This is a genomic window from Sphingorhabdus buctiana (genome assembly GCF_042680825.1).
Lineage (GTDB): Bacteria > Pseudomonadota > Alphaproteobacteria > Sphingomonadales > Sphingomonadaceae > Sphingorhabdus_B > Sphingorhabdus_B buctiana.
In genome coordinates this window covers 1-12,674 of the sequence record NZ_JBHUEL010000013.1, presented here as the reverse complement: position 1 = coordinate 12,674, position 12,674 = coordinate 1, and the positions used below count along the sequence as shown (strand labels likewise).

Genomic DNA, 12,674 nt, shown 5'->3' with positions numbered 1-12,674 from the left:
AGTCACAGTGCCGACGATCTTTCCGCCATGGGGCGCCTCAGTGACGAGCAGCCCCGGTCAGTGAGCATATCAACCTGCAACCTTCGTGCCCCACCACCCCGCTACGGTAACTCGAGCCGATCCAGCCGCATCGTCGGCGCAGCGGTCGGCAGTCGCCACGACGGTGAGCAATCCTCGCGCTACTTCGCCGCAGATCAGTCCGATTACCGCTCAAAACGCGAAAAACGATAGGGTTTGGGATCAATGATCGGGGTCGAACCCATCAGTATATCGGCGGCAAGTTCGCCCGCCGCCGGAGCTGTACCGAAGCCGTGTCCCGAGAATCCAGAGCAGACAATCAATCCTGCAATTTCCGAAACCTGATCGATTACCGGCAGGGAATCGGGCGTCACATCCACTGTTCCTGCCCAAAGTTCCGCGATCTCGGCATCGTCGAATATAGGCCAGGCCGCGCGCAGTGCGACAAAGGCTTCGTGGATGGCGCCCTCGTCAACAGCGGGATCCTTGATTCTCATGCGCTCAAAGGGTGAAATTCTTCCGGATTTCCAACGACGAGGTAGCGTTAGGTCGTCGATGAAGTCGCGTCCGAACGCCAGACGCAGATAGCGGCCCTGCGATCGAAGCGACGACAAATATTTACGCCCAATAAGCAAATGATCGAACGTAATCGGGGCTTTGATGGCGCTGCGCTGGGTTATTACAAATCCACCGTCTGCGCGCTTGCGAAAAGAGAAATCCGGTCCGCCAACCGCGATCTCGGTGGGGCCATCCATGGGAACAGTGCGTGCCACGGAAACCGTGAGCGGCAGGGTCGGCAGGTCGATGCCGAGGTTCCCAAGGAAGCGCCGGGACCATAAGCCGCCTGCAAGCAGGACCGTATCGCAGCCGATTTCGCCGCGTTCCGTAACCACCCCGGTAACCCGCCCCGCAGAGCGGACGAGTGAGCGCACGGCACAATTCTCGACGATAATGGCTCCCATCGCCATTGCAGCGCGCGCAATAGCCGACGCCGCGAGCGATGGCTCGGCGCGCCCATCGGACGGCGTGTATATACCGCCGGCCCAATTTCCCCGCCCCCCAGGCACCAGTCGATCGATCTCGCCAGGGGTCAGAAGGCGCGAGTCGAGATCGAGAGGTTCCACGGAATGGATCCAGGCTTCATGAGCCTCCATTTCTGCCTCGTTCCTGGCAAGAAAAAGAATGCCCGCTTCTCGATAGCCGACATCTGTTCCCACCTTTTGCGGAAGGCGAGCCCAGAGGCGATCGGACGCGACGGCGAGGGGCATATCGGCCGGAGCGCGACTCGTCTTGCGAATCCAGCCCTGGTTGCGTGACGATTGTTCGCCGGCGACCACGCCCTTCTCAAGCACGATGACAGGAATACCGCGCTCACTGAGTGTAAGCGCCGCGACCAGACCGACAATCCCGCCCCCGATGATGACTACAGGAACGGAAGACGGAAAATCCTCACAAGTTTGTACGGGCGCGATATGGGGTGCCACCAGGCCATCTTTCAAGTTGAACCGCAGACTGACTATTGAGCAGCGCGGCGTATAACCAAATGGAAATCTATATGTTTTTCACTTCTATATTGCTCTTCGAAGCCCCTCTGTAAGCAGTGACTTCGACCTCGACCTTATAGTCTTTCGAGCTGAGCGGCGGACAGGTCAGAGTCATCGCCGGATCGATACCGCGAAACCGCTCTCCAATCTTGGCCATGACGGCCGACGTATCGGAGGGGTTCTGAATGAAGATGCGCGAGGCCACGACATCGCCAAGACTCGCATCGACCGCCAGCAGCGCGCGCTCGATATTGGCCAGCACCTGCTCGGTTTGTTCGGTGACGTCTTCCGGAATCTCCTGTGTCAGAGGATTGCGCCCCGCGGTGTTGGAAACGAAGATCCAATCATCGACGCTGACGAGCCGTGAGTAGCTCGCCAGGTCCTCATATCGTGAACCCGTTTTGAGCTTCAAAATCTCGACCATATTAACTCCAATTCAAAAGGACAGATAATGCTGCGGAAACCAGAGAGGCGCAGCCGACGCTGCGGGGTCAGCGCAAGGCTGGCACATCCCAAAGATTGAGCGACTGACCGACACCGCGCGCAAGGGCGTTGCGATAAACGACGGTGCCCCAGGCAACATCCTCGACTGGCATTCCGCCAACAGACAAGATGATGATTTCCTCGTCGTTCTGCCGACCCGGGGCCTCCCCAGCTACGATGCGACCAAGATCCTCAAGATCTTCTTTCTCCATCCGTCCACTGGCAATCATATCCATGAACTTTACACCGATAATCGGTATAATGTTGTGCGCAGGCTTGGGCAGTTCATCAAACCAGGCTTCGTAGAGACCGGTGTTGTCGACGACCTTTCGGACGTCTTTAGTCCCCATCGCCTCGTCAATCTCACAGCTCGATGGCATCGCCAGAAACGCGCCCGGCTTCACCCATTCGCGGTTGACGATAGGATAAGTCGAAGGGTCGCCCGCCGCGCCCGAGCCACAAAAACTAACTATATCGGAACCGCGAACAACAGCCTCTATCGTATCAACCACCTCAATGTTTGTGACCTGCGGCATGTCCGACTTTAACCAATCGAGGAAACTTTCAAGACTCGCTTTCCCCCGCGCCTTGATCTTGATCGTGTCGATCTTAGGACAGACGGCACGCAGCGCCATGAGTGTTGTCTTGCCCATGACACCCGGGCCTAAAAGCCCGAAAACCTTTGCGTCTTTTCGCGCAAGATGACGTGCCCCCACGCCTGGGATCGCTCCGGTCCGGTAAGCCGATAAGAGATTCGCTGACATGAAGGCGAGCGGGGCAGCGGTATCGGCGTCGTTGAGTACGAAAGTGAGGATCGAACGCGGCAAACCCTTTTCCCGGTTTTCGAGGTTCGATCCATACCATTTCACGCCTGCGGTCCGGAAACGGCCGCCAAGATAAGCGGGCATTGCCATGAAACGGCGGTCAGCAGTTCCCTTTGGCATGTCAGGAAACGGCGAGCTTTCTGGAAACAAGACCATCGCCCCATGGGAATCGTTGTTCGCCCCTGCCATGCGGTAATCCCCATGCCATAACAGGCTGAACATTTCCTCCATGGTGTCAACGCACATTGCCATATCGGTAACACCAGCTTTGATCATGTCTTGCTCTGACAGATACAAGAAATCTATTTTTGCCGATCCGGTCATTATTTTGCTCTCCAACTCACTCTCTCATTCGACTCAACACCATTGGAAAGCATGACACCTTTCATGCTTTCAACAACAGACATCAAACAAGACACCACAGGTCGTGGGCCGACCAATTTTTCCTTCCAAAGGGAAAATTGCTCAGCGGCCCCACATCTGTCGCCTCCGGACCGATCAGCGCGGCACATCACCCAGTCTCAATCCCACAAGAAAATTATATTATACAATCGAGGAATTTAAACTGGTGTCAATCAAAAAGTCAGCGATGGGCCATCGGTCGGACGGCGCGGACTGCCGACTTTTTCCTCTGATTGGGAGATCCTCCACAAGTCGATGAAGGTTCCCATTACGCCAAACGGCCGAACTTAAAAGGCCCTGCAGCGCCACTTTTTAGGCCTTGTGTACGATCATATATTCTTCGCGCTGGATATGTTAGTTCGCTCTACACACATTTCCATCGGAATCGATGTTGGAAAAGCGCGCAATGCGACCACAGTCGCGGATGCAGAACGTGGCGGCGAAGTGCGTTTCATCGGTGAAGTTGACGCATCACCCGATGCGATTCGGCAGGTCTTGCAGCGGATTGCCGCAAAGTACGACGTGGTACATTTCTGCTATGAGGCAGGCCCGACGGGGCACGAATGATATCGCCTGATTACCAAGCTGGGACATCGACACATCGAGATTGAAACAGGTTTCATGGCTTGAATATCTCCCGACTCGCAGCAAACGGAAAGGCGGATGATGCCATTTTTCGCCATCGCGACGCATCGACTATCAGTTGACCTATATAATTGTCTTTATGAGGAATTATACAATCTTTCAGTTGTTGAATTGGCGGTCAATTAAGCTCGACTTTCCAAAGAATCTGATGGGATGATATCACTTTATTTCACGGATTATCATATATTTAGTCTCCATTCTTGCGCTCACCTACGGGCCAAAAATGCCATCTCTATGCTCCTAGAAAATATCTGCGATTGACGAATTTAGTTGCGAATGGCACGAGAGATGCTACAAATTCCAACACATATGCTGTAAAACAAACTGTGCGGAAGAGCGTCGCAGCCGATCCGGCGCTGGGCTAAAAGCGCGCGAATATATGCCCCTTTGGACGATGTATCAAAAGTGCGGCATTTTGCGGACAGCTTGAGCGACGGATGTGCGCCAACCAGCCTGGGTTGTCAGGCGCGCAATCGGGTAATTGATGCAAGAGTTAGGTAAACCATGTACGCTTATAAAATGCTCATCGATGGACAACTGGTTGAGGGCGCGAAGACCATTGAAATCGTCAATCCCGCGACGGCCGAGCCCTTCACGACTGCCCCCGTAGCGGACGAAGACCAGCTCAACGCCGCCGTGGCGGCTGCGCGACGCGCTTTTCCCGCCTGGGCAGCAACATCCTGGAGCAAGCGTCGGGATTGTCTCCTGCTGTTCGCGCAACGGCTTGAGGAAGAGGCCGATCACTTTGCGCGTCTGCTTGTCAAAGAACAGGGCAAACCCCTGGCAGAGGCCCGGTTCGAAATTGGTGCCGCGGTGCAGGGGATACGCTATTACGCCAGCGTCGAACTGCCTGCCGAAACGAGAAGCCATGCAAATGGCAGCTACCAGATTGAGCGCCGCCCGCTGGGCGTCGTTGCGGCGATCACGCCTTGGAATTATCCATTGATCCTGGCAAGCAACAAATTCGGCCCTGCCCTGCTGACCGGAAACACCGTGATATTGAAGCCTGCGCCGACCACGCCGCTGACAAGCCTTGAATTGGGCCGGCTGGCGTGCGAGATTTTTCCCCGGGGCGTGTTCAATGTCATTGCTGACGATAACGATCTTGGCTCGCGCCTCACCAGCCACCCCGACATCGCCAAGATCTCCTTCACAGGCTCGACCGGCACCGGCAAGCGCGTCATGCAAGGCGCGGCAGAGACATTGAAGCGGGTGACGCTGGAACTGGGCGGAAATGACCCGGCCATCGTCCTCAAGGACGCCGATGTGGAGGGCGCGGCGCAGGGTCTCGCCGCCACCGCGTTCCTCAACGCGGGCCAGATCTGCGCAGCGCCCAAACGCCTTTATGTCGCCGACGAGATTTACGACGCTTTTTGTGAACAGCTGGTCGCGGCAGCCAAAGCATTAAAGCTCGGCGCGGGGGACGAAAACGGGGTCACTCTCGGCCCCATCCAGAACAGCCTGCAGTTCGATAAAGTACGCGAGATTATCGAGGAGGCGGCATCCCATGGCAGGGTCCTGACCGGCGGTCATACCGCCAAGCGTCCTGGCTTTTTCATAGAGCCGACGGTGATCGCCGATCTCGACGACGAGGCCAGGCTGGTCGCCGACGAACAGTTTGGGCCTGTGGTGCCGGTTCTACGCTTTTCTGATGAGACGGATGCGATTTCCCGGGCCAACGTCGGCCCCTACGGCCTCGGCGCTTCTATCTGGTCGCGCGACATCGATCGCGCTCGCGCGCTCGCGCGCGAACTCGAAGCCGGCTCGGTGTGGATCAATCAGCATGTCGCCATTTACCCCGACATACCTTTCTCGGGCGCGAAGCAGTCCGGTGTCGGAACGGAGGGCGGCATTGAAGGCGTGTGCGAATTCACCCGCCTCCAAGTGATCAATGCCGCGACATGATGGACTGGGGATTGAATAATGGAAAAGGGGGATGCCGTGATCAGGAATTCGGATGAAGAACTAACGATGACGAACCGGCCCGTCGACCGGCGTTCACTGATAAGGTTCGGCGCTGCCGCAGCTGGCGCGGTTGCGCTGGCGAGCTGCGCAAAGGAAAATCCGGGGCGCGAGACACGCGATGGCGGCGGCGAAGGCGGCCCTTATGATGTCGCCGTCATCGGCGCGGGTTATGCCGGCATCACGGCCGCGCGCGACCTTGCCGCCAAGGGCTGGCGCGTGGTCGTGCTGGAAGCGCGGCCGCGCATCGGCGGACGCACTTTCACCAGTGAGTTTCTCGGCCGCCCAGTGGAATTGGGAGGATCGTCCGTCCACTGGGTACAGCCGCATGTCTTCACGGAAATGCAGCGCTACGGCTTCGACTTCGAAGAAGTGCCTCTCTACGATCTCGACGCATCCTATATCATGACGTCGGATGGAGCCGTCCACAATGTGCCGCCCGCGAAGTTCGACACCCTTTACAACGACGCGTTCAACAGATTCTGCGCCAACTCGCGCACATTGTTTCCACAACCATACAAGCCCTTCGCCAACCCCGAAGTTCTGAAGATCGATGACATCTCGGCAGCTCAGCACCTTGCGTCGCTCGGCCTCGATCCGCTGGGGAAAGCGGCATTGAGCGCAGAACTCGTACTCTATGCCGGTGGCCCGACATCAACATTCAGCTATGCAAGTTTCGTCAAACTTTTCGCTCTCGCGGCGTGGGATCCTTTCACCTTCACTGACTCGGAGAAGCACTGGCATATCGCCAATGGCGGAACCGCTGCATTGGCCAAGGCAATCCTTGACGACAGCAAGGCCGATGTGCGGCTCGGCACTGTGGTCAAAGAAGTAGAACAGAGAGATAAGGGCGTCACCCTCAGGACTGCCGACGGACAAACAGTCGAGGCAAGAGCTGCTGTCTTCACTCTACCTACCTCTGTCTATCCAGACATCAACTTCAAGCCAGGACTGTCGTCCGCCAAACGTGAATTTATCGCCCATGGCGATAGCGCCGACGGCGCCACGATGTACATGAAAGTAAAAAACAACCTCGGTAACACGTTTGCCTTTTGCGATGATCCCAACCCGTTGAACGCAATCCAGACCGAGGAATTCGGTGACGACGGCACGATCCTGAAGGCGACGCTCGGTCGGCAATCGCTGATCGACATGAACGATCTAGATGCTGTCGGTGCGGAACTGCGAAAGATCCATCCCAATGCGGAAATCACCGACATCGCACCCTATAATTGGGTCAAGGATCCGTTCTCGAAACAAGCATGGCCGGCCTACAAGGTCGGATGGTTCAAAAAATACAAGGACATGGCAAAAGCCGAAGGCCGCCTGTTCTTCGCCGGCTCCGCTACTGCCGACGGCTGGCACGAATACATTGACGGCGCGGTGGAAAGCGGAATTCGCGCCTGTCGGGAAGTCACTGAAAAGCTTGCGCGTGAGGAGGCGGCAAATGGATAAAGCTCATATTGGCAAATTTAGGCTGGCGCTCTTGTCGGCACTGTGCCTGGCCGGAACGGCTGCTTGTTCCGAGCCTGCGGAGGATAGTAAAGACAGCAACCCCGGAGCCAGCGTTGAGGCGACCTCGTCGACCCCCGCTGCTGGATCAAGCGACTATGCGACGCTGGCCGCCGATGCGGGACAAGTCGAAGCGGGCAAGAAACTGTTCAGCAACTGCGCGGTGTGTCATTCGGTCGATCCCGGCAACCCTTCGCCAGCAGGTCCGAAGCTCATAGCGGTGGTCGGTCGCAAGATCGGCGGAGCAGAAGATTTCCGCTATTCGCAGGCGCTGAAAAATGCCGATGGCTCATGGACTCCAGAGAAGCTCGACGTGTTTCTGAAGGATCCGATGGCGGCTTATCCGGGCACCTCGATGGCCTTTGGGGGGCTTGCGAAGGAGGCAGATCGCAAGGCGATCATCGCATATCTTGCAAGTATTCAACCGAAATGACCCCCACCGGCGCAATGAAGCTGTCGGCCCCATTCGTCGAGCGATTGGACGATTCCCGCTTATGATCCTCAACAAAATCTTAGCCGATTTTAGCACCAAATTTGTGATGAAAGTTTCAAAATGAAAAGCCTATCTGAAATTGTCAGTTCCTTCATGGGGACGTTCAACACCGGTGATTTTGGGGCGATGCTGGAATTCTTTTCGGAGGGCAGCGTCTACATCGATCCATACGGCGTCGAACATAACGGGGTTTCCGCCATTGGGGATGCGCTCGCGCCCAGCTTTGAGGTATCCGATAGCAAGTCCCATTATCAGATTACATCGACCATTATCGATGAAGGCCAATCCATGGCGCTTGTTACTTGGACTTTGGTCATAACTGCCCCGGACGGAACAAAATCCGCGATCGACGGCCTGGATATACTTCACGTCCAAGATGGCAAGATTGTGTTGAAGAATGCCTTCTGCAAGGCGAACGAACTCACCATTCGGAAGGTCGCTTGACGCCGCCTAATTCTCGACGGGAAATCGCCCGGGAACCTTGCTGTATTTGAAATCGCCGATCCCTTTCAAGGGCAGGATTGCATTTGAGGAACTCCGAAAACCAGCATCCAGGCGGTCATTGATTGTTAATTTGCCGATGGAGCGACTTATGCGAGATCCACGCTACGACATCCTCTTTGAACCCGTACAAATCGGACCGGTCAAGACCAAGAACCGATTTTACGTTGTCCCGCACGCAATCAGCATGGGGATGTCGTCAATGGATGAGATGGTCGCCTACCGAAAAACGCGCGCCGAAGGCGGCTGGGGGGTGGTCTGCATTGAAGAAACGATGATCCACGAAACGTCGGATCACGCCCCCCTGCCCGATCCGTGCCTGTACAATGACAAGCATATCGAGCCAATCTCGCGCATTGTCGCGGCCGTGAAGGAACATGGGGCGTTGGCTGGGGTCGAGTTGGCTCACGCCGGCGCGTCGGGACCGGCAGCCTACTATCGCGAGCATCCGCTGTCTCCAACAGCCAAGTTTCCTCACTATTTTTACAATCCGATTTCCGCCAGAACAATCGACAAGCAGGACATCGCCGATTTCCGGCGCTGGTATCGCGATGCGGCAGTCCGTGCGAAGACAGCGGGATTCGACATCATTTATGTCTATTGCGCGCACAATCTGTCGCTGTTGCAGGACTTTCTCGATACCAAGACAAACAAGCGAACCGACGAATATGGCGGCGTGTTCGAAAACCGCGTGCGCTTGCTCCGGGAAACGCTATGCGACGTAAAGGACGCGGTCGGAGATAGCTGTGCGGTCGCCGTTCGTTTCGCCGTGGAGGATCGACGCAGAGTATCGAACATCACCGCGCAGGAAGACGGACGCCGGGTTGTGGAAGCCTTGGCCGATGTTCCTGATCTTTGGGACGTCAACGTAAGCGATTGGCCGTGGGATAGCGGCAGTAGCCGCTTCTTCGAAGAAGGCCAGCAGGAACCGTTTATAGACTTCGTGAAGAAGGTGACGAACAAGCCGGTGGTCGGCGTTGGGCGCTTCACGTCCCCCGACGCCATGGTAAGCCAGATCAAGCGCGGCATTCTGGATCTGATCGGCGCCGCCCGCCCCTCCATTGCCGATCCATTCCTGCCGAACAAGATTAATGAGGGACGCCACGACGATATTCGCGAATGCATCGGGTGCAACGCTTGCACCGCGGAAGTCATGACGTCCGTGCGGATCCGCTGCACGCAAAATCCCTCTGCCGGTGAAGAGCATCTGATGGGCTGGCATCCCGAAAATGTGCCACCGGCGGACGACCCCGACAAGAATATTCTTGTTGTGGGTGGAGGGCCTGCCGGACTGGAAGCTGCTCACACACTCGCCAAGCGCGGTTATCAGGTTTCGATTGCCGACGCAGGATCCGAATGGGGCGGTCGCCTTGTGCGCGAGCGCAAGATGCCGCGCCTAAGCACTTGGGGGCGCGTGGTCGACTATCGCGTCGGTCAGCTCCAGACGATGGTGAATGTGAACATGTACCTCGACAGCATGTTGACCGCTGAGGACGTCGCCGGTTTCGAGGCTGACCACGTCATTGTGGCGTCAGGTGCAACATGGCGTGGGGACGGAGTCGGCCGCAATCATGATGAGCCGATACCAGGACATGAGCTGCCCCATGTTTTCAATCCCGAAAACATACTGGACGGCAAGCTGCCAAGCGGCGACGTCATCGTGTATGACGAAGATTATTTTTACATGGCCACGGTGGTCGCGGAACGTCTCGCTCGTGCCGGCTGCAAGGTTACATATGTTACGACCGCAAGCGATCCCGCGCCTTGGACGTTAAACACGTTGGAAATGGTCCACGTCATCAATTCGATGAATGAAATCGGCATCGAAATCGTCGTCGGGACATCGATTGTCAGCATTTCAGAGGGCCATGTCAAAACCAGTCGCCTGCTGACGGGTGCCGAACATATCCGAGCCGCCGATGCGGTGGTATTGGTGACGGGCCAGATTTCGGACGATAATCTCTATCATGAACTCGTCAAAAAGCGTGACGCTGGAGAAATAGTGTCCGTGGAACGTATCGGCGACTGCCTTGGCCCGGGACAGATAGCCCAGGCCACCCGGGACGGTCGAAAGGCCGGCATGCAGTTTGGCAGGCAGGCAAAGTGAGAAGGATGGGCTGGCGCCGGTCCACGATATGTCGGGACCCGCGACAAGCCGCAACGCAATGGAGAGCCCGATGAAAATCCTCGTGCCCGTGAAGCGGGTGATCGACTATAATGTGAAGCCGCGGGTCAAGGCCGATGGCACAGGTGTCGACCTTGCGAATGTAAAGATGAGCATGAACCCCTTTGACGAAATTGCCGTCGAAGAAGCGATCCGCATGAAGGAGAAGGGCGCGGCGAACGAAATCGTGGTGGTCTCCGTCGGGCCGGCCAAGGCGCAGGAAACGCTACGCACGGCCCTCGCCATGGGCGCGGACCGGGCCATCCTGGTGCAGACCGACGATATGGTCGAGCCGCTGGCTGTTGCCAAGATCCTTAAAGGCGTTGCCGACGAGGAAGAGCCCGGCCTCGTAATCCGCAAAGGGCAGAATGGTAACGGCAGTTCCACCCAACCATTCCGACTGCGGCCGATAAAAACTCAGATTGCTACCCCGCGGCTGGAGGGAAACACCGGGAACTGGTGGTGGCGGCAATGCGGCAAGGATGTCTAGTGGCGGGACGCTATCGATGACCGCGCGCATATCCAGATTAATAGCGTTAGGATCGGGTTCAAGCCATCGCGGATGTCGCTCGATGCCAACGAACCGATCGGGGAATAGCTGAATGAACGAGTTCGGCAGGCAGCGTTTGTGGAACTCGACCGCTGAGCAGAATCGCTCGACCGGATCCCGCCAGAAAGCATAGATCGCCGTTGGCGCAATCGCCTCGTTTGGGAACCGAGCCTCGGCCAGCCGGATCGCCTCCCGCGCGATCGGATGCCGCCCCAACTCGCCAACCAAATCAACCCCGATCTGACCCAGTACAGCCCGCGCCGTCTGCGAACCGTTCTTCGGCACGCCAATGAACAGCGTTTGGCGGTCATGCGAAATGATCATGGGTCAAATCCCGGTCGTGGTGTTGGTGTAGGACCCGATCGCAAAGCTGTAGGATGGGGTGCCCGCGGTCAGAGCGCGGCTCAGCAACGAGAAGCTGCGGAAGGTCAGAGACCAGAAGGTGTTGCCGATGCTGGGGGATGAGGCGCTGTAGGTTACGCCTTGGGTCGAGGCACCGGCCACTGACCAGGTGCCGGTCTTTGATCCGTCGATTGGCACTTTGAAGATGGCGCCGCACAGATCCATGTACCCGTAGGGCGAGAAGTCCATCATCGTGTAGATGGAGAACACCATAGCCGTTGAGCTAACCGCCAGACCCGTGAGGCTGAAAGAGTTCGCGCCATTGCTCGTGTCGAGGCTGATGGAGCGGGACAGCAGCAAGGTACCGTCGGTTGAAAACTGATAGATGTCCGCCCCGGCATAGATCGGCGCAAAAATCCTCAGACTGCCGTCGGGCCCGAGGTTCACCGAACCACTGCCGTAGCTAGAGGGCAGGGACAGCTGCCACTGGATCACGGCGCCAGAACTGATCTTGAGCAGGCTCAGCGTGCCGTTGATGCCTGCGAGCCAGTAGATGTTGTTGCTGCTGTCTATCGCAACGCCATAGCCATAATCATAGCCAGTACTCCCGATCGAGCGCTGCCAGCTGACCGAGGGGGTGGCAGTGCTAATGACGGTGATCAGGGCATCGATGTTGCCCGCTGTTGACGTCGAGGTGTTGCCCGAGAGGACCAGCAGGCTGCCGTCCGGGCTCAGCGCCATCTGGCTGGCATATTCGTTGCCTGAGCCCCCAATCGACCGCTGCCACAGCAGGGTGCCGGCGCTGTTGTATTTGGCAATCAGCGCGTCGGCATTTCCGGAGCCACCGCTCGAGGTTGAATAGCCAGCCACATAGACGCTGCCGGACGCATCGACCGCCGCATTGTACCAGAGTTCCTGGCCTGATCCGTTGAGGCTGCGCTGCCATTGCAGGGTGCCCGAGGTGTCGAGCTTGGCCAGCCAGCCATAGTAGTTGCTCGAGTAGTAGGCCCCGGCAAGGTAGACATTGCCACTGGCATCGATCCAGCCGCCGTTGATGAAAGGCCCGGAGACATTTCGGGCCCAGATGAGCGCGCCGTCACGGTCCCATTTGAAGACCGCGCTCGTGGCGCTGGCGTAGATGTTGCCGCTGCTGTCAGTGCCCAGGTGGACTTGTAACGGTTTCGTGCCGGTCACCTATCTCATTATGCCACCTTGGCCTCGAATGCGAGCGGGC

General features: G+C 57.3%; 10 protein-coding genes and 1 pseudogene. 7 read left to right on the top strand and 4 right to left on the bottom strand.

Annotation, left to right across the window (positions count from 1 at the left end; genetic code table 11):
- Positions 1–203 precede the first annotated feature (203 nt).
- From ACFSAG_RS14735 to ACFSAG_RS14725, 3 genes are all read right to left on the bottom strand, one after another.
- Positions 204–1,502, bottom strand: coding sequence for an NAD(P)/FAD-dependent oxidoreductase (locus tag ACFSAG_RS14735; protein WP_158899551.1), 1,299 nt, complete (start codon positions 1,500–1,502; stop codon positions 204–206).
- Positions 1,503–1,569: 67 nt separating this feature from the next.
- Positions 1,570–1,986: a RidA family protein gene (locus tag ACFSAG_RS14730; protein WP_158899553.1), complete on the bottom strand. Its 417-nt coding sequence runs from the start codon at positions 1,984–1,986 to the stop codon at positions 1,570–1,572.
- 67 nt (positions 1,987–2,053) lie between these two features.
- On the bottom strand, positions 2,054–3,193 hold the full coding sequence (locus ACFSAG_RS14725) for a tyramine oxidase subunit B (protein ID WP_158899555.1): 1,140 nt from the start codon (positions 3,191–3,193) through the stop codon (positions 2,054–2,056).
- A 429-nt stretch (positions 3,194–3,622) separates the two neighbouring features.
- On the opposite strand from ACFSAG_RS14725, the gene ACFSAG_RS14720 reads away from it, so the two are divergent.
- The 7 genes and pseudogenes from ACFSAG_RS14720 to ACFSAG_RS14690 form a co-directional block, all read left to right on the top strand.
- Positions 3,623–3,838 carry a hypothetical protein gene (locus tag ACFSAG_RS14720; protein ID WP_381516385.1) on the top strand — a complete coding sequence of 72 codons (216 nt, stop codon included), beginning with the start codon at positions 3,623–3,625 and terminating at the stop codon, positions 3,836–3,838.
- 582 nt (positions 3,839–4,420) lie between these two features.
- Complete coding sequence (locus ACFSAG_RS14715) at positions 4,421–5,821, top strand: aldehyde dehydrogenase family protein (RefSeq protein WP_158899559.1); 1,401 nt, start codon at positions 4,421–4,423, stop codon at positions 5,819–5,821.
- A 66-nt stretch (positions 5,822–5,887) separates the two neighbouring features.
- Positions 5,888–7,333: a flavin monoamine oxidase family protein gene (locus ACFSAG_RS14710; protein ID WP_158903193.1), complete on the top strand. Its 1,446-nt coding sequence runs from the start codon at positions 5,888–5,890 to the stop codon at positions 7,331–7,333.
- Positions 7,326–7,823 carry a c-type cytochrome gene (locus ACFSAG_RS14705; RefSeq protein WP_158899561.1) on the top strand — a complete coding sequence of 166 codons (498 nt, stop codon included), beginning with the start codon at positions 7,326–7,328 and terminating at the stop codon, positions 7,821–7,823. The genes ACFSAG_RS14710 and ACFSAG_RS14705 overlap by 8 nt, the downstream gene beginning before the upstream one ends.
- Positions 7,824–7,943: 120 nt before the next feature.
- On the top strand, positions 7,944–8,327 hold the full coding sequence (locus tag ACFSAG_RS14700; protein WP_158899563.1) for a nuclear transport factor 2 family protein: 384 nt from the start codon (positions 7,944–7,946) through the stop codon (positions 8,325–8,327).
- 136 nt (positions 8,328–8,463) lie between these two features.
- The gene (ndpC, locus tag ACFSAG_RS14695; RefSeq protein WP_381516378.1) at positions 8,464–10,491 is read left to right on the top strand and encodes a 6-hydroxypseudooxynicotine oxidase; all 2,028 of its coding nucleotides are present in this window, start codon (positions 8,464–8,466) and stop codon (positions 10,489–10,491) included.
- Between the two features lie 70 nt (positions 10,492–10,561).
- Positions 10,562–10,907, top strand: a pseudogene (locus ACFSAG_RS14690) (electron transfer flavoprotein subunit beta/FixA family protein); the annotation flags it as partial.
- Positions 10,908–11,425: 518 nt separating this feature from the next.
- Here ACFSAG_RS14690 and ACFSAG_RS14685 read toward each other — a convergent pair.
- Entirely contained in the window at positions 11,426–12,634 is a 1,209-nt protein-coding gene (locus tag ACFSAG_RS14685; protein ID WP_381516375.1) for an NHL repeat-containing protein, read from the bottom strand.
- Between the last annotated feature and the right edge of the window lie 40 nt (positions 12,635–12,674).

Bases quoted from the DNA above. Each gene is read 5' to 3' on its own strand.
- ACFSAG_RS14700 (WP_158899563.1), top strand. From the start codon at position 7,944: ATGAAAAGCCTATCTGAAATTGTCAGTTCCTTCATGGGGACGTTCAAC.
- ACFSAG_RS14710 (WP_158903193.1), top strand. From the start codon at position 5,888: ATGACGAACCGGCCCGTCGACCGGCGTTCACTGATAAGGTTCGGCGCT.
- ndpC (WP_381516378.1), top strand. From the start codon at position 8,464: ATGGAGCGACTTATGCGAGATCCACGCTACGACATCCTCTTTGAACCC.
- ACFSAG_RS14725 (WP_158899555.1), bottom strand. From the start codon at position 3,193: ATGACCGGATCGGCAAAAATAGATTTCTTGTATCTGTCAGAGCAAGAC.
- ACFSAG_RS14720 (WP_381516385.1), top strand. From the start codon at position 3,623: ATGTTAGTTCGCTCTACACACATTTCCATCGGAATCGATGTTGGAAAA.
- ACFSAG_RS14705 (WP_158899561.1), top strand. From the start codon at position 7,326: ATGGATAAAGCTCATATTGGCAAATTTAGGCTGGCGCTCTTGTCGGCA.
- ACFSAG_RS14715 (WP_158899559.1), top strand. From the start codon at position 4,421: ATGTACGCTTATAAAATGCTCATCGATGGACAACTGGTTGAGGGCGCG.
- ACFSAG_RS14730 (WP_158899553.1), bottom strand. From the start codon at position 1,986: ATGGTCGAGATTTTGAAGCTCAAAACGGGTTCACGATATGAGGACCTG.